Origin of the sequence: Synechococcus sp. Nb3U1 (genome assembly GCF_021533835.1) — a bacterium.
Taxonomy (GTDB): Bacteria; Cyanobacteriota; Cyanobacteriia; order Thermostichales; family Thermostichaceae; genus Thermostichus.
This window is the reverse complement of sequence record NZ_JAKFYQ010000002.1, coordinates 239,109-260,051: the sequence shown is the minus strand read 5'-3', so window position 1 is coordinate 260,051 and position 20,943 is coordinate 239,109. Positions and strand designations below refer to the sequence as shown.

Genomic DNA, 20,943 nt, shown 5'->3' with positions numbered 1-20,943 from the left:
TGATCTTCTAGTGATCTTCAGCAACGACCAGCGAACCGATCCAAGCCATCAATCGATCCAGCAAAAGACCGACAATCCCAACGTAGATGAGAGCCAAAATGATCTCGCTGATGCGGGAACTATTCCAGGCATCCCAAATAAAGAAACCGATGCCCACACCACCGATCAACATTTCCGCCGCGACAATCGCCAACCAAGACAGCCCCACCCCAATCCGCAAGCCGGTAAAGATGTAAGGCACGGTTGCCGGAAAGACAATTTTGAAAAAGTATTTCCAGCCCGACATGTGCACAATCCGAGCCACGTTGCGGTAATCCTGCGGGATCCGTTGCACACCCACGGTTGTGTTAATCAAAATGGGCCAGATGGCGGTGATGAAAATCACGAAAATAGCCGAAGGGGTGGCATCTCGAAAGGCCGCAAGGGAAATGGGCAACCAAGCCAAAGGAGGCACCGTGCGCAGCACTTGAAAGATCGGATCTACTGCCTCGTAGAGCCAGCGGTTCACCCCGATGATCATCCCCCCCAGGACTCCCGCCAAAGCCGCCAAGGTAAAGCCGATCGCCACCCGCTGCAAACTGGCCCAAATTTGCCAGAACAACCCCTTATCGTTGCCACCAAAATCGAAGAAGGGATCTTTGATCAAGGGATCCCAAGTATCCTGCCAAACTTGCGCGGGGGTAGGCAAATTGGCCCCTGGTTGACTGTAAATAATTTGCCAGAGCAGCAAAACCACCAAAATTGCTGTAATTGGCAACAAAATACGGCGCAATGCTTTATGGAGGTTGACTCGTTGTATCCAAGCGGAGCGGGGGCTGGATCCAGAACTAGAGGAAGTATTGACAACGGCTTTGAATTGTAGAATGTGGCTATGCAGCGCTCTCAATAGCCATTGACCGAAGCTCCCGATGATGGGCAACAGGATGCGGAAGAGGTTGTACCCGATCTTGCGGAGGGGAATAAGGTTCATGGTTGGCTGGGGGCTGGGGGTTGATGTAAATGTAAGGGAAAGAGGAGAGAAAAGGGGTCTGGATTGAACAGTTTGAAGGGGATCCCTTCTCTCTCTTCTGCAAAGGGTGCTCAAAGGGTAGAGTTAGGCCAGCTTTTTGATGGACAGCCCATCGAGGTAGGCTCCAGGATTTTCCGGATCAAATTGCACCCCATCGAAGAAGGTCTCTACACCCCGGGAGGTGCTTGCCGGAATGGCAGATTCCTGGCCAATGGCTTTGGCGGCTTCTCGCCACAAGTCTTCTCGGTTCACTTGCTCCACTAGGGCTTTGATATCGGTATCTGCGGGGAAATAGCCCCAACGGATATCTTCGGTTAAGAACCAGAGATCGTGACTCTTAAAGGGATAAGAAGCGTTTTCATCCCAGAACTTCATCACATGGGGGCTATTTTCAACGATCTTGCTGGTGCCGTAGTCGAAGGTACCCTGGGCACGGCCCAAAATATCGGCTGCCGGGATCCCGAACCAGCGCCGTTGTGCCAAGATTTGACACATCTCTTCTTTGTTCTCCAGTTGATCGCACCAGATTTGTGCTTCTTGCACTGCCTTGATCAATGCCAAGGCTGCCTTGGGGTGGGCATCTACCCAATCGGCCCGCATCCCCAGAGATTTTTCGGGGTGATTGTTCCACAATTCGCCGGTGGTTAAAGCGGAATAACCTTCTTTTTGGTTGATCAGTTGAGCATTCCAGGGTTCGCCCACACAAAAGGCTTCCATAGTTCTGGATTTCATGTTGGCCACCATTTGCGGCGGCGGCACTACGATGGTGGAAACATCATTGTTGGGATCAATTCCCCCGGCAGATAGCCAGTAGCGCATCCACAGATCATGGGTTCCCCCCGGGAAGGTCACCGCACACTTGGGATCCCCACCGGCAGCTCGCGCCTCGGCAAATTTGGCCTTGAGGGGGGAACTGTCTAGGCCAATTTCCAGATCCCGATAGGTATTGGCAATGCTAATCCCCTGTCCATCCAGATTCAAACGGGCCAAAATGTACATCGGTACAGGCCGACCATCGGTAACTTTGCCGGTGGTGATCAAGTAGGGCATGGGGGTGAGGATGTGCGCCCCATCGATGCCACCGGCCCCAGAGCCAAGTACCAAATTATCGCGGGTGGTGCCCCAGGAGGCTTGTTTTTCCACCTCCACATCTTTCATGCCGTACTTTTCAAACAGCCCCTTTTCCTTGGCGATAATGAGGGGAGCTGCATCCGTGAGGGCAATAAACCCTAGCTTGGCACGGGTGGTTTCGGGGGTATCTGCCTGAGCAATCCAGTAGCCACTGCCCAAAGACTGAGACTGGGCCCGTGGGATCCCTGCTGTGACAGCCCCAGCCGTAAGAGCCGCCGCCCCGGCCAAAAATTGCCGACGAGATACCGCAGAAGAAGCGTTGAATATATTGAACATGATGAACTCCGAGATTTTGAATGACGAAGATGAGGACAATGCAGCAGAGGACACACCTAAGACACACCCAAAATGAATAGGGATTGAAGAGGGGTGAACTCTCGGATTCCTACCCGATGGCCACGGGATGAGGAAATGACCCAGCAACGGGGGGATGGAGGCGAAGTTTGGCCCCGAAATGCTCAATCAGCAGCTCCACCAAGACAGGTTTTAGGTCCTCGCAAGGGATCCCTTTGCGCACACATTCGCCCAGCTTGGCGTCTTTACCCACTTCCCCTCCCATATAGATATCCACCGCCTCAACAGGTTTGCCGTCCTTGCGAGCAGTGGTGCCCATCAGGCCAATATCTGCCACCTGCGGCTGACCGCAGGAGTTGGGGCAGCCGGTCCAGTGGATGCGCACGATTCGGGGGAGTTCTAGCTCTTGCTCTAAGACTTCCATCAGGGCCACTGCCTGATTTTTGGTCTCGATCAGGGCAAAGTTACAGAACTGATTGCCCGTACAAGACACCAACCCCCGCTGCAACGGCCCTGGATTGGGAGAGAACTTTTTCAGCAGTGGCTCCTTTAACAAAGAGGCCACGCGAGAATCCGGCACGTTGGGAATCAGCAGGTTCTGCTCCACCGTCAGACGCAATTCCCCGGAGCCATACACCTCCGCCATGCGCGCCAGTTCCATCAGCTCTAGAGCCTGCAGCCGTCCCACCGGAACGTGCAGACCGACAAAGTTCAAGCCCGGCTGCTTCTGGGCATGAACCCCGATCAGATCCCGCTTGTGCCAGAGCACCTCGTCTTTTTCCGCCGCGGTAGGCAAGGTATGGCCGATTTGGCTTTCCAGGGTAGCTCGGAACTTTTCGATCCCCCATTCATCCACCAACCACATCAGCCGTGACTTTTGCCGGTTGGCCCGCAGGCCGTGATCCCGATAGACCAGCAACACCGCCTCACAAATGGCCACCACATCCCGCGGATCCGCCCAAACATTGAGGGAAATAGCCTCCGCGCAGCGACGAGCAGAAAAAAAGCCCCCCACCAGCACGTTGAAGCCCAGCTTGCCATTTTTGAAGGCGGGGATAAAGGCCAGATCATTAATCTCGGCATGAACAGAGTTGTCTCGACAGCCAGCGATGGCGATGTTGAACTTCCGGGGTAGGTTACTGAAGGATTCATTCCCCTCGCCGTTGTTGGTGATCATGTCCTGCACCTTACGGGTAAGGCCACGCACGTCAATCAGCTCATCTGGGTCGATGCCCGCCAGGGGGGATCCCGTGATGTTGCGCACGTTATCCATACCCGACTGCACGCTGGTCAGGCCAACATCCTTCAAATACCCCAAAATCTGAGGCATCTCTTCAATGGGGATGCCCCGCAGTTGAAGGTTCTGCCGGGTGGTGATGTCCGCTACACCATCGACCCCGTAGGGGTGGATGATCGCCCCCAACATGCGCATTTGGCCGCTGGTGAGAATGCCATTGGGCACCCGCAGCCGCAGCATGAACTGACCGGGGGTGCGCTTGCGGGAGAAGATCCCCAACCACTTGAGGCGGTGATCGCGGTCATCTTCGGGAATGTTTTCCCAGCCGAGGCGGGCGAACTGTTCCAATTCAGCCTTAACCGCTAGCCCATCCTTCTCGCTTTTAATGCGTTCAAATTGGTTTGCCATCATCGCTGCCGTGGGGTCACTACACGCCACCTTAGCGATTGCCAATCTTGAACTTTGGTATTCAACACTACGGTTTGTGACAAGTTATGCAGTTTTATCATGCTTGACTTGCGACTTACGCATTTTTCTGGTTCGGACTTGGGGAATGCCTCTTCAAGAGGGAGGGATCCCTTGAGACTGTCCGGGAGACCCCTACTGAAGCAGGCGAGGAGGTATACCCAGTTCTCCGGTGGGAATTGAATCCTGAAGGGGAGAGATTGGATCGCAATCGTACAGAGCGGTGCTGTAACGGTAGGTGCGAGGTGCCCCCCCATTCAAACGGATGCCACTGATCTCAAAGTTGTACTCTCGATTGGGCTGCACAAATCCGACAGAGTAGGTGAGCGTTTCCAGTCCAAAAGCAGGATCTCCGACTCGAATGTTGCTCACGGGAACGGGATCCCCGCTCAGAGCATCGGTGATGCGAACTTGCGCCTGGCTCAGATCCGATGCGCCCCCACGACTGGGCACCGAAAAAGACCAACGGTAAGCGCTAAGAGGCTGGTTGGAAAACCCTTCTAGGCGGTAAAGGTAGCCATCTTTTTCCGGAAAGGCGATGAACTCCGGATCCGACACGGACTCATCGAAGCCGAAGATCCAGTTGGCATTGGCCTGGGTTACTCGTCCAGCGCGGGGATCATAAACAATGGCATAGGCCCCTTGGCGGTACTGGGGATAAAGATTCCAGCGACGGTGCCCTACATCGACGACATTTTCTGCCCCTGGCTCGGCAAAATAGATATCCACCTGCCGGGCCAAGATGCGTCCTGAGTCGGGCCCATTCAGCTCCAAGATCGGGCCGATCGCCAAGTTGCTCAACCGGGATCCCTCTTCTCCAGCAGGGGTAAAACATCGCCAGGAAGGGGGCGGCTCATGGCTGAGGGTTCCGTTGGCCACCTGCATGAGGGCGGCTTGTTGAGAAGCCTGCAAAAACTCATCGTTCAAATCTACCGGCGGTAACAGATGTAAAAGCCGCAAAAAGTTCAGCCGATCCATCATTTTTTGAGCGGCGGCTGGAGTCAGGCGACCGGGGTTACAGGTGGCCACATCCGGTGGCACAGCATAGATCGGCCCAGAAAAGGTGCGGGTCTCCCGATCCAGTTGGCAGAGCAGGCTGGCAATCGGCACTTCCCCAGCAGGAGGAGGCCCCACGGAAAAAGAGAATCCCTCGCCTCCCCCACAGGCAACCAGTAGACAGAGGCAGAGGATCCCCAAGAACAGGTGCTTCCCAAGTCTGGGCAGCCAGTGCAAGACCATGCAAAAACCAATGGGAACTATTCGCTAGCGGGGGTGGGGGTGATGCTCGGGGGGCTAACGGTGCTGCTGCCACCGCCTTCGTCACAGGCGGGCAAAAGCCCCAGGCAAACGAACAGTGCCAGGGCGACCAGTAGCTGACGAGTCACGTTGGGTTGTAATAGAGCCATCACAACAAACCTCCTAAACTCTACCGGGTTTGCCCCTGTTCTATCACTCGCCTAAGCGGGTTATAGAAGGGTAGCCAAGCTCAATTGCCAGGGCAAGTCAAGGAATATCCATCAATTCTCGACGGAACAACTAGTCCTAGACCCTAAACTGATTCCCTAACTCTACAGATAGGGCATCGACGGATCCTTGCAACTCTCCTTGCGCTTGAGCGAAAGATTGCTTCTTTCAAGGCACCTCTTTACTAGGAAGACCAGGAAGACTAGGAAGAACCGCTGTAGGTGACCTGGACGACCGAGGATCCCTGGTAAAGGCGGGTGGGGGGTGGAAACCCGCAGGCGCTGCCATCTTTGTGGATCACCTCATCTTCCCAGGGCAGGCGGTAGACCTCCTTCACCAAATCCTGCATGTAGGTGTAGGGGCAATCCTGAGCTCCCCCTTTAACGGCCACGTAGCCACGATGGCCAAATTGATAGATGTTGTTTTCTACCCCCCAATGAATGCGAGCTTCCCGCACTAAATCCGGGCGCACTTCGGCAGTAATGATCTCATCGGGACGATGGGATCCCATCACCAAAGGGGTGCCATCAAAATTGCAGATCATCCCTTCTCCCATCGAGTCGAAGGTGCCATCGGATCCACACATACACACCGAAGCGGTCACCATCAAATTGCAAAAGGCATTGGCCTGATTGGTGATCTGCCAGCTATGGCGAATGGGAGCCGTATATCCCGCTGTGCGCAACATGATCTCCGCCCCTTTATAGGCACATTCCCGCGCCATTTCCGGAAACATACCATCATGGCAAATGATCAGGGCAATTTTCGAACCATTGGGGCCATCGCAGACGGGGATCCCTAAATTTCCCGGCTCCCAAGGTTCCACGGGGATCCAAGGGTGAAGCTTGCGATAGTACAGTTGCAAGTTCCCTTGGTTGTCGAAAATGATGCCGCTGTTGTAGGGATTGCCGTGGGGGTTGTATTCCATAATCGAGAAACAGCCCCAAATATTATGGTCCCGACAGGCAGCACTGAAAGCAGCCACTTCTGGTCCATCCAAGCGGCACATAATCTCCGGGTTGGTATCCATCGATAGGCCGTGCAGAGCGTACTCTGGAAAGACCACCAAATCCATGGTGGGCATGTTGCGGCGAGCCTTGCCCACCATGCTGACCACCTTTTGGGTTTGCGCTGCCAAATCGTCTGGGGTGACCACATTGGGCAGTTGTAATTGCACCAAGCCTAACACCACGCCATTGGGGGTTTTATTGAGGCCGCCAAGTCCGCTCATGATCCGGATCCTTTGTTGAATAAATGGAATGAATGGTGGAAAACGACCCTGCCACAACTTAATACCAACAAATCCATACGTCCCCTAATCACCACCCCTTGATTCTTCTCATCTTCGATGTTGATTTCAGCAATGTTCTCCTCCAAGACAATTTGAACTTCACCCGAAAAGAAACCAGTTAGTTCCAAGAGAGGGGAGACAGGAACAAGAACTTAACTTCTCGTTCCTGTTGATTTAACCGGACAATCCCTATGCTCACCTCATCACTTTCCTGTTCCCAAGGCTCCGGGCATACCCGCCAAGGTTCGCCGTGGAGAACTGGTGAGGATCATGATCCCCAGCGTCAGCACATAAGGAGCAGCATTCCAGAGGTAGTAGTTGGATTGCACCCCCACTGACTGTAGGGCTGGCCCAATTGCCTGTGCTCCCCCAAACAAGAAAGCCGCCAACAAACACTGCAGTGGATTCCACTTGGCGAAGATCACCAACGCCACTGCCATCAGTCCCTGCCCGCTCGAGATCCGCTCTGTCCAACTGCCGGGGTAATACAGCGACAGATAAGCGCCTCCCAAAGCGGCAAAGAAACTGCCCGCCATGATGCACAAAGCCCGTACCTTCGGTACCGAGATGGCCATCGCTCGCGCTGCTTCGGGGTTATCCCCAACCGCCCGCACAAATAGCCCCCAGCGGGTGGCCCGAAAGAACCAGTGCATAGCAAAGGCTAGGAGGATCCCCAGCAATAGCAGTGGGCTGAGTTTTAGGGCAGCTTGAATGGCAGGATTACTGCTCCAGTTGCCCAGCTCAAAAGCAGGTAGCTGAGGAGCTACGGGCTGAATAAAGGGTTTACCCAAGTAAAAGGCCATCCCACTGCCAAAGATGATCATGGCAATGCCCACTGCGACATCGTTAACCCGGGGTTGTTGAGACAGAAAGGCATGGATCCCACCCAGGGCCAACCCCGCAAAGCCAGCCACCAATACCCCTAGCCAAGGGGCTATCACGGGGCCGGCGGTATTTTGAGTCAGGAAGGAAATAGCATAGGCACTCATCGCCCCCATCAACAGGGATCCCTCTAGGCCCAGGTTGATTTTGCCGCTCTTTTCCGTCAGGCATTCCCCCAAGCTGACGAATAGAAACGGTGCGCTCCCCCGCAGGGTTCCCGCCACCACTGCCAAGGGTACTCCCCACCATCCCAGCGCTTCTGTTACCATCTGTCAAAATCTCCGAAGCAAAAAACTTTATGGGGCAAGGAAGTAATCTGAATCTGCTATATCAGATCATGCTGGAAAAGGCTGTACTCTGAGCAGCTCAAGCAAGTGGTAGAAACCCAAAACGGATAACTCTAGAGCCAAAGTTGACACCCTTATGGCGCTGACTCTCCCGCCTCCCGATCCCGGAAAAAGTCAAACCGCCCGTAAAGCGACTCACTATAAAGGATCAGCAGAAAGACGATACCCTGAAACACCAGTACGGTGGCATCGGGCAGATTATGGGAGCGCTGCAAAATGCTGCCACTGGCCAGGATCCCCCCTAACAAGATCGCCATCACCACTGCCGCCGCAGGGTTTTGCCGAGCAATGAAAGCCACCAAGATGCCGCTGTAGCCATAGCCAGCGCTCAAGGACTCATTGGCTCGCCCATGCACGGCTGCCACTTCCACCATGCCTGCCAACCCAGCACAGGATCCAGCCAAGAAGGTGATCAGTAAGGTCAATTTGCCCACGGCGATGCCCACCATGCGGGCCACCTTCGGGTTCCCCCCCACCGTCCGCACCGAAAAACCCAGGGTGGTACGCTGAATCAGCACATAGGCAATCAAGCAGGCAATGATGCCATACATCAAGCCGAAGTGAATGCGGGTAGCAAACAACCGACCCAGCATATTGGCCTCATCAATGGCAAAGCTGGAGGGCTTACTCAGAAAACTGGGATCCCGCAATGGCCCCCCCACCAGATGGTTCATCAGGGCGATGGCGATGTAGTTCATCAGCAGGCTGCTGATGGTTTCGTTCACGCCTCGGTAGTGGCGCAGCGCCCCCACCGCCATGATCCACAGGCCCCCTGCCACCATGCCCGCCACGGCCATCAGAAATACCACCACCGGCGGAGCCAGGGATCCCACCCAGAGACCCATAGCCACGGCTGTCACTCCACCGATGACCAGAGCCCCCTCATTGCCGATGATCACCAAACCCATACGAGCCGGCAGAATCGTACACAGAGAGGCCAACATTAAGGGTGCCGCCCGCTGCAAAGTATTTTGCCAAGAGAACCAACTGCCAAAAGCGGCCCGGTAGATGGAGCCATAAACCGCAAAGGGATTGGCTCCCGCCACCGCACAGAACAAACCAAAGATGACCAGGGAGGCCAACAAGGCCCCAAAGGGCAATAGAATCGGCTCTAGGCTAGAACGCCACCGCAGAGGAGCCGCAGAGGAAACAGCAGAAGTGGTGGTTGCCATTAGCTGGAGGTGCTCCCAATCACGCCTTCCACTAGGTAATCCATAGATTCCAACTCAATCGCCCGCTGGCCATATTCCGCCCCGGCAGGTACTACCTCTTTGCCGGTGTTGTCCTTGAGGGGGCCTTTGTAGATCACCAGAGATCCCGCCTGGAGTTGGGCTAGAGCTTCTTCTCCGGCTTTTTTGGCCTCCTCGCTGGCAGCGGATCCCCAGGGGGAGACCTTGATGAATTTCTCCTTAATCCCACCCCGAATCAGATGGGGGATCCCGCCGTTCATCAGGGTTTTGCCCGCCTGAATATCTTCGGCAAACTGGGTGTATACACTCGTCCAGTCGTATTCTGCCCCCGTCAAATAACCATTGGGGGCCAAAGCTGCCTGGCTGGTGTTGTGGCCACAGCTCATCAGGCCGCGTCGTTCTGCGGTTTCGATGACGATCTTAGGGCTATCCACGTGGCAGGTGAGCACGTCAATGCCTTGGTCGGCCATGCTGTTGGCCGCTTCCGCTTCTTTAACGGGCAAGGCCCAGTCTCCAGTGAAAATCACCTGCGTGCTAATGTCGGGATTGACGCTTTTGGCCCCCAACGTGAAGCTGTTAATATTGCGCAGCACCAGAGGGATGGGCTTAGCGGCGATGAACCCGAGGCGGTTGCTCTTGGTCATAGAGCCGGCCAGCACGCCGTTGATGTAGTGGCCCTCGTCTAGGTAACCGAAGTAGGTGCCGACATTTTCAGGGTGAACCCCTTCAATGTAGAGGCCGCCCGCATGGAAAAACTGCACTTCCGGATATTCTCGCGCCACCTTCAGAACGTGCGGATCGTAGTAGCCAAAGGAAGTGGGGAAGATCACTGTTGCCCCATCCTGCTCGATCATGGCCCGCATCGATTCTTCTACCGCCACCGTTTCCGGCACGCTTTCTTCTTCGACGGTTTTCACCCAATCCAAACCGGACAGGCCGACATTGGCCTCTGCATGAGCTTGGTTCCAGCCAAAATCATCTTTGGGGCCAACGTAAATGAAGCCGATGGTGATCTCTTTGTTTTGGGCCTGGGCACGCCATAGCTGTGAAGTCAGGGTCAAAGCAGCGGCGGCAGCACTGGTACGAATTATCTGCCGACGGGTGTACAGATGGCGAAACGGAGACTGGCTCATCTTGGGCATCCTATGGGTGAAGGAACTTCCTGCAGGGGTTAAGGGCAGCAGACAGTGTGCGATTCTAAAGAGAGAGCGTGTGTGGTAAACCCGGATCTGCTGCTAATGGATTTAATGACCTCTATCCACAAGTTTTCGTAGCCTCAGCTACAATCTCTTAGGTTCAAGGCGCTGATGCTGCCCTTGTATTAGCAGAGGGCCGTCCTGACCGCAAATCCTGTCTGCCCTTGTTGCTTGAGCTGTGCAAACTATAAATCTTCTATGAATCTTCATCTACAGGACGGTGTGGTTTTGGCTGGCCCAGAACTCGTCCCCCATCGTTGCTCTCACTTTGCAGTTGACCAAGATACCATTACCCGAATGGAACTGGGGGATCCCGTTCAAAGCCTGGAAAGAGGCTCTTGGGTGATCCTGCCTGCTTTCACCAATAGCCACACCCACATGGGGGATAGCTGTCTGCCGGATGGGGCGACGGGCATGACCTTAGAAGAAGGGTTTTTCCGGCCCAATGGCTACAAATATCGGGAGCTGGCCAAACAATCGCGGCAACAGCACCTAGAGCACATCACTGCCCACTTGCACTACATGGCGGCCACGGGCACCATTCGGCACATCGACTTTCGGGAGCAGGGGGTTTATGGCTGTCACCTACTCAGAGAAGCGGCAGCCCAAGCGGGTATTCATTCCGTGATTCTCAGCCAGTTCGATAGTGTACCCTTTACACCCGAGCAATTGCAGCAGAATCGGGATCCCCTCAGCCCACAGGCCTATCAAGAATTGCAAGATATTCTGGCGGTAGCGGATGGCTTTTCCGAAAGCACCATGAATGACCTAACGGAGCCTGCCTGGAGACAAATTCATCACCTAACCGAGCACATGGGTAAACTCCGAGCCATTCACTGCCTGGAAAACGAGGGCTATCGAGAAGTAAGCCTGGCCATTAGCGGACGAGGAGATCTGGAGCGCGCTCTTGATGTTTACCATCCCCATCTGATAATTCACGCCACGGTAGCCAATGCCACTGAAATTCAATTGCTCTCTGAGCATCGGGTCAATGTTGCCCTAAATCCACGGGCCAATGCCAACTTGGGCCTGCCCTTGCCCCCGATTGCCCCCCTTTTGGAGAGTGAAGCTAACTTCTTGCTCGGCACTGACAATGGCCTTTTGAATAGCCCCAATCTGCTGCCAGAACTGGACTTTACCTACAAAGTTGCCAAAAGCCAATTTGGGGATGCAGTGCGACCCGAACCTGTTGAGATTTTGAAAATGGTCACCAGCAATATCCGACATTTGCGGCCCCTACTGGGATCCGATGTGTACGGCTACCTGGAGGTGGGGTTGCCTGCCGATGTATTGGTGCTGGACTTCACGCGGCCTCATTTGCGGGCTAGCCGCCATGTGATCGCTTCGATCCTGACCCGGGTTACCCCGGAAGATGTACTGATGACGCTGCGGCAGGGAAAAATCCTGTGGGACAAACTCAACCTTTGAGCAGACCCGGGATCCTGCCTCAAAATGGCGATGCCCCCAATCGGGGAGCCGCTAACGATCTTCTCGCTCTTCTTCCGTTAGCGGCAGGGATCCCCAATTTATCGAAGCTTTCATAGCTGCCTGCGTTAGGCGCAGGGTTTCCACCTGCAATTGGGCCGGACTGGCCAAGGGATAGACCAGGTGCTGCAGAATCGGTGGATCGGTATTCAAGGGATCCCTGATATCCAACCAATCCAACTGCTGTGGGGAATCCGGCTGAGGCTGTTGCAAAGTCGACCACTGCTGAACGTGGGGCCAGAGTCGCTGCGGTAGGGCCTTTGCCTGGCCTGGAACTGCCGCATCGAAACAGATCAAGTGATCAGACTTCCACAGGTTGCAGGATTGACATAACGGCTGCAGGTTGGCGGTGGTATTGGGGCCGCCGCGACTGAGGGGAATGATGTGATCCTGTGCAATGGTGCGCTGGACAACCCCACCTGGGGATCCCGTCTGAGCCCAAGGTTTACCGCAGCAAGGACAGCAAGGGTACCAACGCAAGAGTTGCCAAAATTCTCCTGCCGCAACCTGTCCTGTCAGGTCGTAGCTACCCCGCTTTTCTTTGGAGCGAGCGGCCCGTTGCTTTTGCCGTCGCCGACTGGCGCAGGTTGGACAGGGATCCGGCTGAAACAAAAACCGATCCCCACACTTAGGACAGCAGTAGAAACCGGACATTGTGCTCTGGGTCTGGTTAAAGCGCCTGTTTTGCTTGCTCCAGAGTCTGCTCGAACACTTGTAACGGCTGGGCCCCCGAGAAGGAAAAGCCGTTCAGAGTGAAATAGGGAGTGCCGGTAATGCCCAGTTGGGAGGCCATATCGATGTCCCGCTGAATGGAACGCTCTGCCGCCCGACTGCGCCGATCCCGATTGAATTTCTCCACATTCAGACCCAACTTTTCGGCGGTGGCCACATAAAATCCATCTCCGAGCTGCGATTGATTGGCAAACAGCTCATCGTGAAATTCCCAGAACTTGCCCTGGCGTTGGGCCGCCCAAGCGGCACGGGCAGCGGGCATCGCTTCCGGATGGATGCTGGTCAGGGGCAGGTGCTTATACACCAAGGTCACCTCATCGCCATGATCCGCCATGAACTGCTTGAGAGTATCGTGGGCGCGGGCGCAGAAAGGGCATTGAAAGTCGGAAAATTCCACCAACACCAACTTCAAAGAATCGGAACCCAGGCGGGGAGAATCCCCGATCACAGCGCGCGGATTATCCCGCAGTTGGCGACCAAACTCTTCCGAAAGCTGCTGCTGTTGTTGCTGTTGTTCTTCGTACTGCCGCTGCTGATACTCCTGCACAGCCTCGAGAATCACCTGGGGATTATCCCGGATGATCTGCAAAACCTGTGCTTCCAAATCCGCTGGGCTGGCGGCTGCCGAGCTCAGGAAGGGCTGAGCCCCACCGACCGTCAGAAGCAAGAACACCAACCCGCACCAAAGCCCGACCTTGGCCAAGCTCTGCCCCAAAGCCCGAGAAACCTTTGAAAGCCAATTCATCGCAGAAAAACCCAATACTGAACATGCCAAGGCCACTAGCAGCCGAACCCAGCCTACTGCCAGATCCTGCCCGCGTCCATTCACTCCTTCGGGGGGGATTCAGGAATTGGTAGCCTGCAAAAGCTGCTCTTTAATCCGCTGCAACTGGCTGGCCCAACGGGGATCCGGCCCGGAAGCACTGCCTACCTCTGCAGTGGCACTGGCTCCGCCCCTACCTCTGCCGCCGCGGTTACGCTGCTTTTTGCTGGTTGCGCGACTTTCTCTAGATTCCTTGGCTTCGGCAGCAGCATCTGCAGAACCAGATCCAGAGTCCGTCTCTTCCCCTTTGTCCCGCGGCTGGGCGATCTCGATGCGCAAGTTGACATCGCCAAAGCTGTGGCCGTTGAATTTTTCGATGTACTGCTCCGCCTGCTCCTGCGTGTTCACGGTTACAAAGCCGAAGCCGCGGCATTTGCCCGTCCTTCGATCTCGAATCACCTTGGTGGAGATCACCTCACCTGCCGAGGTAAAGAGCTCCTCCAATGCCTGACGATCTACCTCTTCCGTTAGATTCCCGACATACAGACGAACAGACATGATGCAGTGAGGCTCCCTATCGAAATAACGAAAAGTCCAACAAGCAAGGTGCCGAGCTCAAGGGGCTCCAACCCCGAAAAGTAAACATTGAGAGCTCGGAGATCATTTTTACACCACAGCGTGACGCAAACGACAATCTTTGCAAATCATAAAGTCATTCTTTAATTTACCTCAACCTGGAGACCGAAAGGGGGCCGGACTGCGTAGTTACCAGTTATTCGTTACTAGTTGTGTTGCCAACTTTGAATAATCCGTACCCAGTCCAGCCGTGCTCCCATGGTTTCCCATCTCTTCACCGGCAGGGTGCTTCTGACAGACTTGTAATCCTTTTGGTACCCAGTAGAAGCCTATCTGTAGCCCTTGTATTTTATCCTATTCAGGTCATGGGTAGATTCGAGCCGGATGGGATCCTGTTCTTGAGCTGTTCATGCCAAGCCGGTGCTGTTCAGCTGATCCCGATGCTGAAAGGAACGCGCCTGGGGGCCTGTATAATCAGCAACCCGTTGCCCGTTGCCCCGCAGTTGGTAGCGGTAGGTCACCAACCCCTCCAATCCCACCGGCCCTCGAGGGGGCATTTTTTGGGTGCTGATGCCTACTTCTGCCCCTAGCCCATAGCGAAACCCATCGGCAAAGCGAGTGGAGGCATTGTGAAACACCCCAGCCGCATCCACTTCGTCCAAAAATCGCTGTGCTGCTGCTGTATCTTCGGTAACAATCGCCTCCGTGTGCCGAGATCCGTACTGTTGAATGTGGGCAATGGCAGCATCGAGACAATCCACCACTTTGATTGAGAGGATCAGATCCGCGTACTCAGTGCTCCAGTCTTCTTCGGTAGCAGGGAGCAAATCCGGCACCCACTCCCGAGAAAGGGGATCCCCCCGCAACTCCACCCCCCGGTACCGCAGAGCAGCGGTCACCGCTGGCAGGAAGCTCTCGGCCACCTCTTGGTGAATCAACAGGGTTTCAATCGCATTACAGGCGGCGGGATATTGGGTTTTGCTGTCCACCGTCAGCTCCAGCGCCATGTTCAAATTGGCCGCTCGATCCACATACAGATGGCAAATACCATCCGCATGACCGAGTACCGGAATGCGGGTGTTGTCCATGACGTAGCGCACAAAGGCATTGGAACCGCGGGGAATAATCAGATCCACCAGCCCCTCCAATTGCAGCAGGGCCTTGATCTCTTCGCGGGTGGTGAGCAGTTGCAAAGCTCCTTCCGGAAACTCGGGGATCCGCTGCAAGCCAGCCTGGATTGCCGCCATCAAGGCCTGGCAGGAGTGCAACGCCTCGGATCCCCCCTTAAGCAAGACACTGTTGCCGGTTTTTATCGCCAAGGCGGCAATTTGAACCAGTGCATCGGGCCGTGACTCGAAAATCACCCCCAATACCCCCAGCGGATAGGTGCGCCGCTCCAGAATTAGATCCTTATCCAACTCCCGAATCAACAACGGTCGTCCCACTGGATCCCCCAAGCGGATCACCTCTCGGACACCGGCTACAATCCCGGCCAACTTATCGGCATCCAACTTCAGGCGAGCATAGGCCGATTGCGACAAACTCCCCGCCTTAACCATCTCCTGGGCTCGGGCCAGATCTTCTTGATTGGCTGCCAAAATGGTTTCCTGATCCTGCAGCAGAGCAGTGGCAATCGCCTCTAAGGCCGCATTTTTGCTGGCGGTTGGCAGGGTAGCTGTCCGTTGGGCAGCAGCGCGGGCCAAGCGAGCCTGCTGAGCAAGGGGAGGCGTGGAGGGGAGTGTGGAGGAGTTGGGGCGATCGGTAGCGATGGTCATCAGGATGGGGCAGAAAAAGGTAACGGGAAAAGAGGTGTCTTGAATGTGATCCGGAAAGCACCCTTGAGGGGATCCCTATGCTAGGTTGGGCACAGTCGGGCTGTGTCATTTGCAGCCTACCAAATTTGCATCCCATTCGTTGCAGCGACGGAATTCTCTCCTGTTTGCTTGTTTCAGTTTCGGGATGAAGACTTTTAGGAAAAACCTGACTCCCCAAGTATCCAGCCTTAACCTTTAGCACCGTGTCTTCCAGGAGAGCCGAATGAGAAAGCGTGGGTTTGTGGTCAGTGCAACGGCTGCTGTGGTGACGGCAGTGTCGCTTGTCGGTGTGCAGCTGTCGCTGCCCGGTTGGGCTGGGTTTCGCAGTGACCCCAAAGAGGTGGTGGATGAAGTTTGGCAGATTGTCAATCGGGAGTTTGTTGACGCTTCTTTCAACGCCCAAGATTGGGAGGCCACTCGGCAGGAACTGCTCAGTCGGGAATATGCCACCCGGGAAGATGCCTATGCTGCCATTCGTGAGGCGTTGAAGAGTCTGAATGATCCCTACACCCGCTTTTTGGATCCCGAACAATTTGCTAGTATGCAGATCGACACCTCCGGAGAACTCACGGGGGTGGGGATTACGCTGGGCATGGATCAAGAGACCAATGAGCTGGTGGTGGTCTCCCCCATCGAAGACTCGCCTGCTGACCGGGCTGGAATCAAATCAAAAGATGTGATCGTCCGCATCGACGACCAATCTACCGAGGGTATGGACACCAACGCCGCCGTCAGTTTGATTCGGGGTGAGCCGGGATCCCGAGTGCGCCTGACGATCCGCCGCGAAGGGGAAGGACTGAAAGTTTTCGACCTAGTGCGGGAGAAAATCGAGCTGGCCACCGTGCGCTACGAAATTCAAGAAGAAAACGGCCTACCGATCGGCTATATCCGCCTGACCCAGTTTTCTGGGAATGCTGCCGAGAAGATGCGCCAAGCCATCCGCGAGATGGAGAAGCAAGGGGTGGTAGCTTATGTATTGGATCTGCGGGCCAATCCGGGTGGGCTGCTCTACTCCAGTGCCGAGATCGCCCGTATGTGGATTGAACGGGGGGGGATCGTCTCTACGGTGAATCGGCAAGGGGAACAGGATCGTTTCAATGCCAACAACACTGCTCTCACCGACAAGCCTCTAGCCGTTCTGGTGGATGGGGGTTCTGCTAGCGCCAGCGAAATTTTGTCCGGCGCTTTGCAAGACAATCGGCGTGCCGTGATCATTGGCACTCCAACTTTTGGCAAGGGCCTGGTGCAGTCGGTGCATCCCCTCTCGGATGGATCCGGGTTGGCGGTGACCATCGCCCGCTATCGCACCCCCAACGGCACCGATATTGACCACAAGGGCATTACCCCCGACATTCTGGTGGAGCTTTCGGAGGAGGATCTGAATCGCCTCAGCCAGAATCGGGAACTGGTGGCTACCTTGGCCGACCCGCAATATGCCGCTGCCATTGAGGCCTTACAGGTGCAAATTTCGGCACGTCAGCAACAGGCCCAAGAGGCGATTCGCTCCTCTTCTCTGTAGTGGTTAACTCGGTTAACTCCTCGTCGAATTTGAGTCATCCCCTCTGGGATCCCTGTATGGGTGGCTCTCCCCCAGAAATGCCCTATGATGACGGGGTCGAAGATTGGGGGCAACATGAATTTGTCCGGACGGGATCTGCTCAAACTCAGTGACCTCACCTCCGCGGAGTTGTCGGCTTTGCTGAGGCAGGCCGCTAAGCTGAAGCGGGATCCCTATCGGGTGAATTTGCGGGGTCGGGTGTTGGGGTTGTTGTTCGAAAAGGCTTCCACCCGAACTCGCGTCAGTTTTACGGCGGCCATGGCCCAATGTGGGGGTAGCACGATCGATCTATTGCCCACCGTTATGCAGGTAAGTCGGGGGGAACCGCTACAGGATACGGCCCGGGTGCTCTCCCGCTATCTGGATGTAATCGCCATCCGTACCTATGACCAGAAGGAGCTAGAAGCCTTCGCGAAATATGCCGATATCCCGGTGATCAACGCCCTCACCGACCAGTTTCATCCCTGCCAGATTTTGGCGGATCTGCTCACCATTCAAGAAAACTTCGGCCAGTTGGCGGGGTTGACCTTGGCCTACTGTGGTGATGGCAACAATGTCGCCCATTCCCTGATGTTGGGCTGTGCCATGAGCGGCATCCATATTCGGGTTGCTACGCCGCCGGGCTATGGGCCGGATCCCGAGGTGGTACAGCAAGCCCATGCTTTGGCAGATCACTCAGAGGTGTGGGTCTTACAGGATCCGCAGGAGGCCGTCTCGGGATCCCAGGTGATCTACACCGATGTGTGGGCCAGTATGGGGCAAGAAGCGGAAGCCGAGGCCCGTCAGGCGGAGTTTTTGCCCTACCAGGTAAATGCCACTTTGTTAAAACGGGCGGATCCGGAGGCAATCGTGTTGCATTGCTTGCCCGCCCACCGGGAAGAAGAGATCACAGCAGCGGTCTTGGAGGGATCCCAGTCGCGGGTGTGGGATCAGGCGGAAAACCGGCTGCACGCTCAGAAGGCCTTGCTGGTGCAGTTGCTGGGGGCAGGATAAGGCTCATGGAGCAAGGTAGGGGATCCCATGAAACGGCTGATCGTCTGTTGTGATGGTACTTGGCAGGGGTTATCCGGCTCCTATCCCACCAATGTCGTCAAACTGATGCAGCGGATTCGTCCCGTCGATGGGCAGGGGATTCCGCAGCTGATCTACTACAGTGAAGGGATTGGAACCCGGGGTAATGGCTGGGAACGCTTGCAGGGGGGCGCTTTCGGTAAAGGCATCGACGACAGCATTCAGGAAGCCTACCGATTTTTGGGTGCCAACTACGAACCAGGAGATGACATCTTTCTGTTTGGCTTTAGTCGGGGTGCTTACACGGTACGTAGCCTAGCAGGCATGATCTATTGTTCCGGCCTCCTGAAGCGGGAACACATTTTGCAAGCGGCCCAGGCTTATCAGCTCTATCGAGATCGCCTGATCAAACCCAGCGATGCCGAGGCCATCCAGTTTCGCCAGCAGTACACTCGCTTGGGGTACCCACCCGAAGATTTACCTAAAATCGAGACAAGAGCGCACCATCAACTGCCGATCAAAGCCCTATGTTGCTGGGATACTGTCGGCTCTTTGGGGATCCCCAATCTCAGCGGCTGGCTGGGAGGGGGCTTGAATCGCTGGTTAAACCGCAAGTATCAATTTCACGATACCTACCTCAATCGCCGCATCGAGCGCGGGTTTCACGCCGTGGCCATTGATGAACGGCTAGCCGTTTTCGAGGTCACTGTGATGCAGCCGAGTCAGCACCGCGAGCCAGACCAGGTGAAGCAAGCTTGGTTTCCGGGCGGGCATGGCTGTGTTGGGGGCGGGACAGAAGCCACCCAATCCCTTTCTGATGGGGCGTTGCAGTGGATGATGGAGCAGGTGGCGGAGTTGGGTCTGCAGCTCCAGCCAAGTTCCGATCCTCTCCAGATCGACCCGCTCGCGCCTTTTTCTCGAGAGCCCAAGGGGATTTTCCGGCTGGCCCGTCGCCGTTGGCGGGATCCCTACCAGGATGAGGCTAGGCAACGACCACTCACCCTCACAGATTTACACTCCAGCACTCAAGAGCGCTGGCGGCGGGATCCCACCTATCGACCTGAGAATCTCAAGGCGTTACCGGAGCTAGTCAAGGCGCTAGAGCCAAAATAGTCTTGATTGAGTTTTGATTGGCTAGGTCACAGATCCCTACACAGCTCCCTTTTCAACTGCCGCTGCTAGGACGACGGGCCGCAATCGCCAAACTGACATTGGGCACCCGTTGCAGGGCATCCATCACCTCCACCACTTTACCGTGAGACAGTGCTAAGTCAGCGTTGATCACCACCAAGCGCCGGCCTTCGCCGGTTTTTTCCGCCAGGATCCGTTCCACTGCTGGGATCAAACCCGAGATATCAGCAAGGGTTTCCTGGTTAACAGCAATTTGCCCCTCCGCTGTTACGCTCACCGTGACATCCGGCTGCAGACGAGTTTCTGCTGTGGTGGCATCTGGCAAGTTGACATCCAGAGCTTCCGAACGGGTAAGCACCAAACTGGCGATCACGAAAAACACCAAGATCGAGAAGATGACATCGATCAGGGGCACGATGTTGATCTCGGCGGATCTAAAATTCTCTTCCTGGATTCGCATAAGGCTCCTGTACCGATTGCTCAAGGGAGGAATAGGGAGGGATAGTCGAGCTGCTGGTGGGGCCGGGCTTCATATGGGGCCGCTGGGAAGGCTGTTGAGTTTGCAGTTCCTGCCGCTGCCGATGCAACAACTCTAATTCGCCCCCATACTCCTGAATCTTGGAGAGCTGCCGCAGGTACAAAGAGCGGAAGGTGTTGGAGATCAGCAAGGTAGGGATGGCGACGATCAACCCAAATGCTGTCGAGTAAAGGGCTTCAGCGATCCCCTGACCTACCCCCTGTGTATCGGTGCCGCCAATATCCCCCAATTGAATAGAGCTGAGAATTTGGATAATCCCCGTGACAGTGCCCAACAGTCCCAAAAAGGGCGCGATGGTGATCACTGTGTCGAAGACCGTATTAAACCGCTTCAACAGAGGCACTTCTGCCGCCAGAGCCGTTTCTAGAGCCAACCTAAAATCTTCCGGGCTGGCTTCGTTCAGGTCTAACCCTGCCAAAAAAATCCGGGCGATGGGCAGATCGGCATTTTGCTCCAGCATGTACTGAGCAGCCCGTGGATTGCGGCGGTACTGATTCAGGGATTGACGAACGATCGCCTCTTGCCGATGGGTGATCTTCCACCAAAACAGGCCTCGCTCGATGCAACAGGCCACCGAGAAAATCGAGAACATCAACAACGGGATGGAAAAGTACCAACCCCGAATCAGCAACTGTAAAACCGTATCCATCGGCGCTCACTCACCCCCGCCCTAGCGGAATTTTACGCTCATCTTGTCATAACACTTTCTTGGGAGGGCTGGGATCCCTTCTTACGGGGCCAGGGTTGCATCTTTTGGTAATCTTGTTGGAATTCCTCCAGCGAATTGGGCTGTTCACCTCGTCAATTGCCAATCCAGAGGGCATACTGG

19 protein-coding genes are annotated in these 20,943 nt (G+C 55.4%); 4 read left to right on the top strand and 15 right to left on the bottom strand.

Translation table 11 applies throughout. The annotated features are described in order from the left end of the window. Positions 1 to 7: 7 nt before the first annotated feature. The 9 genes from ntrB to L1047_RS11645 all read right to left on the bottom strand — a co-directional run bounded on the left by ntrB (position 8) and on the right by L1047_RS11645 (position 10,443). Positions 8 to 970, bottom strand: coding sequence for a nitrate ABC transporter permease (gene ntrB / locus L1047_RS11685; RefSeq protein WP_235279151.1), 963 nt, complete (start codon positions 968 to 970; stop codon positions 8 to 10). Between the two features lie 123 nt (positions 971 to 1,093). Continuing rightward, positions 1,094 to 2,416 (bottom strand): CmpA/NrtA family ABC transporter substrate-binding protein, encoded by a 1,323-nt coding sequence (locus tag L1047_RS11680; protein ID WP_235279150.1) that lies wholly within the window; start codon positions 2,414 to 2,416, stop codon positions 1,094 to 1,096. A gap of 109 nt (positions 2,417 to 2,525) precedes the next feature. Continuing rightward, the gene (locus tag L1047_RS11675) at positions 2,526 to 4,079 is read right to left on the bottom strand and encodes a ferredoxin--nitrite reductase (protein ID WP_235279149.1); all 1,554 of its coding nucleotides are present in this window, start codon (positions 4,077 to 4,079) and stop codon (positions 2,526 to 2,528) included. A 192-nt stretch (positions 4,080 to 4,271) separates the two neighbouring features. Next, positions 4,272 to 5,270, bottom strand: a complete 999-nt coding sequence (locus L1047_RS11670; protein WP_235279148.1) for a CAP domain-containing protein — start codon at positions 5,268 to 5,270, stop codon at positions 4,272 to 4,274. A gap of 122 nt (positions 5,271 to 5,392) precedes the next feature. Continuing rightward, complete coding sequence (locus L1047_RS11665; protein WP_235279147.1) at positions 5,393 to 5,542, bottom strand: hypothetical protein; 150 nt, start codon at positions 5,540 to 5,542, stop codon at positions 5,393 to 5,395. 260 nt (positions 5,543 to 5,802) lie between these two features. Beyond that, a complete protein-coding gene (locus L1047_RS11660) occupies positions 5,803 to 6,831 on the bottom strand; it encodes a formamidase (RefSeq protein ID WP_235279146.1) in 1,029 nt (342 codons plus the stop codon). Positions 6,832 to 7,094: 263 nt separating this feature from the next. Beyond that, entirely contained in the window at positions 7,095 to 8,042 is a 948-nt protein-coding gene (locus L1047_RS11655) for an ABC transporter permease (RefSeq protein ID WP_235279145.1), read from the bottom strand. Positions 8,043 to 8,194: 152 nt separating this feature from the next. Continuing rightward, on the bottom strand, positions 8,195 to 9,292 hold the full coding sequence (locus L1047_RS11650) for an ABC transporter permease (protein WP_235279144.1): 1,098 nt from the start codon (positions 9,290 to 9,292) through the stop codon (positions 8,195 to 8,197). After that, positions 9,292 to 10,443, bottom strand: a complete 1,152-nt coding sequence (locus L1047_RS11645; protein ID WP_235279143.1) for a BMP family ABC transporter substrate-binding protein — start codon at positions 10,441 to 10,443, stop codon at positions 9,292 to 9,294. The genes L1047_RS11650 and L1047_RS11645 overlap by 1 nt, the downstream gene beginning before the upstream one ends. Before the next feature lie 261 nt (positions 10,444 to 10,704). Here L1047_RS11645 and L1047_RS11640 point away from each other — a divergent pair, with 261 nt between their 5' ends. Then, positions 10,705 to 11,934 carry an amidohydrolase family protein gene (locus L1047_RS11640; protein ID WP_235279142.1) on the top strand — a complete coding sequence of 410 codons (1,230 nt, stop codon included), beginning with the start codon at positions 10,705 to 10,707 and terminating at the stop codon, positions 11,932 to 11,934. A 51-nt stretch (positions 11,935 to 11,985) separates the two neighbouring features. Here the strand turns inward: L1047_RS11640 and L1047_RS11635 are convergent, their stop codons facing one another. From L1047_RS11635 to L1047_RS11620, 4 genes are all read right to left on the bottom strand, one after another. Then, complete coding sequence (locus L1047_RS11635) at positions 11,986 to 12,645, bottom strand: HNH endonuclease (RefSeq protein WP_235279141.1); 660 nt, start codon at positions 12,643 to 12,645, stop codon at positions 11,986 to 11,988. 16 nt (positions 12,646 to 12,661) lie between these two features. After that, positions 12,662 to 13,468, bottom strand: coding sequence for a DsbA family protein (locus L1047_RS11630; RefSeq protein WP_235279140.1), 807 nt, complete (start codon positions 13,466 to 13,468; stop codon positions 12,662 to 12,664). A gap of 99 nt (positions 13,469 to 13,567) precedes the next feature. Further along, complete coding sequence (locus L1047_RS11625; RefSeq protein ID WP_235279139.1) at positions 13,568 to 14,044, bottom strand: RNA recognition motif domain-containing protein; 477 nt, start codon at positions 14,042 to 14,044, stop codon at positions 13,568 to 13,570. Positions 14,045 to 14,469: 425 nt separating this feature from the next. After that, positions 14,470 to 15,837, bottom strand: a complete 1,368-nt coding sequence (locus L1047_RS11620) for a glutamate-5-semialdehyde dehydrogenase (RefSeq protein ID WP_235279138.1) — start codon at positions 15,835 to 15,837, stop codon at positions 14,470 to 14,472. 262 nt (positions 15,838 to 16,099) lie between these two features. Here L1047_RS11620 and ctpC point away from each other — a divergent pair, with 262 nt between their 5' ends. From ctpC to L1047_RS11605, 3 genes are all read left to right on the top strand, one after another. Beyond that, complete coding sequence (ctpC, locus tag L1047_RS11615) at positions 16,100 to 17,395, top strand: carboxyl-terminal processing protease CtpC (RefSeq protein ID WP_235279137.1); 1,296 nt, start codon at positions 16,100 to 16,102, stop codon at positions 17,393 to 17,395. A 114-nt stretch (positions 17,396 to 17,509) separates the two neighbouring features. Next, entirely contained in the window at positions 17,510 to 18,427 is a 918-nt protein-coding gene (gene argF, locus L1047_RS11610; protein ID WP_235279660.1) for an ornithine carbamoyltransferase, read from the top strand. A gap of 27 nt (positions 18,428 to 18,454) precedes the next feature. Further along, a complete protein-coding gene (locus tag L1047_RS11605) occupies positions 18,455 to 19,558 on the top strand; it encodes a DUF2235 domain-containing protein (RefSeq protein ID WP_235279136.1) in 1,104 nt (367 codons plus the stop codon). A 52-nt stretch (positions 19,559 to 19,610) separates the two neighbouring features. On the opposite strand, the gene L1047_RS11600 is transcribed toward L1047_RS11605, so the two are convergent. Together L1047_RS11600 and L1047_RS11595 are read right to left on the bottom strand one after the other, a co-directional pair. Beyond that, on the bottom strand, positions 19,611 to 20,036 hold the full coding sequence (locus tag L1047_RS11600) for an ExbD/TolR family protein (RefSeq protein WP_235279135.1): 426 nt from the start codon (positions 20,034 to 20,036) through the stop codon (positions 19,611 to 19,613). Then, positions 20,011 to 20,739: a MotA/TolQ/ExbB proton channel family protein gene (locus L1047_RS11595; RefSeq protein WP_443081723.1), complete on the bottom strand. Its 729-nt coding sequence runs from the start codon at positions 20,737 to 20,739 to the stop codon at positions 20,011 to 20,013. The genes L1047_RS11600 and L1047_RS11595 overlap by 26 nt, the downstream gene beginning before the upstream one ends. Positions 20,740 to 20,943 lie beyond the last annotated feature (204 nt).

Bases quoted from the DNA above. Each gene is read 5' to 3' on its own strand.
- ntrB (WP_235279151.1), bottom strand. From the start codon at position 970: ATGAACCTTATTCCCCTCCGCAAGATCGGGTACAACCTCTTCCGCATC.
- L1047_RS11680 (WP_235279150.1), bottom strand. From the start codon at position 2,416: ATGTTCAATATATTCAACGCTTCTTCTGCGGTATCTCGTCGGCAATTT.
- L1047_RS11675 (WP_235279149.1), bottom strand. From the start codon at position 4,079: ATGGCAAACCAATTTGAACGCATTAAAAGCGAGAAGGATGGGCTAGCG.
- L1047_RS11665 (WP_235279147.1), bottom strand. From the start codon at position 5,542: ATGGCTCTATTACAACCCAACGTGACTCGTCAGCTACTGGTCGCCCTG.
- L1047_RS11660 (WP_235279146.1), bottom strand. From the start codon at position 6,831: ATGAGCGGACTTGGCGGCCTCAATAAAACCCCCAATGGCGTGGTGTTA.
- L1047_RS11655 (WP_235279145.1), bottom strand. From the start codon at position 8,042: ATGGTAACAGAAGCGCTGGGATGGTGGGGAGTACCCTTGGCAGTGGTG.
- L1047_RS11650 (WP_235279144.1), bottom strand. From the start codon at position 9,292: ATGGCAACCACCACTTCTGCTGTTTCCTCTGCGGCTCCTCTGCGGTGG.
- L1047_RS11645 (WP_235279143.1), bottom strand. From the start codon at position 10,443: ATGAGCCAGTCTCCGTTTCGCCATCTGTACACCCGTCGGCAGATAATT.
- L1047_RS11640 (WP_235279142.1), top strand. From the start codon at position 10,705: ATGAATCTTCATCTACAGGACGGTGTGGTTTTGGCTGGCCCAGAACTC.
- L1047_RS11635 (WP_235279141.1), bottom strand. From the start codon at position 12,645: ATGTCCGGTTTCTACTGCTGTCCTAAGTGTGGGGATCGGTTTTTGTTT.
- L1047_RS11630 (WP_235279140.1), bottom strand. From the start codon at position 13,468: ATGAATTGGCTTTCAAAGGTTTCTCGGGCTTTGGGGCAGAGCTTGGCC.
- L1047_RS11625 (WP_235279139.1), bottom strand. From the start codon at position 14,044: ATGTCTGTTCGTCTGTATGTCGGGAATCTAACGGAAGAGGTAGATCGT.
- L1047_RS11620 (WP_235279138.1), bottom strand. From the start codon at position 15,837: ATGACCATCGCTACCGATCGCCCCAACTCCTCCACACTCCCCTCCACG.
- ctpC (WP_235279137.1), top strand. From the start codon at position 16,100: ATGAGAAAGCGTGGGTTTGTGGTCAGTGCAACGGCTGCTGTGGTGACG.
- argF (WP_235279660.1), top strand. From the start codon at position 17,510: ATGAATTTGTCCGGACGGGATCTGCTCAAACTCAGTGACCTCACCTCC.
- L1047_RS11605 (WP_235279136.1), top strand. From the start codon at position 18,455: ATGAAACGGCTGATCGTCTGTTGTGATGGTACTTGGCAGGGGTTATCC.
- L1047_RS11600 (WP_235279135.1), bottom strand. From the start codon at position 20,036: ATGCGAATCCAGGAAGAGAATTTTAGATCCGCCGAGATCAACATCGTG.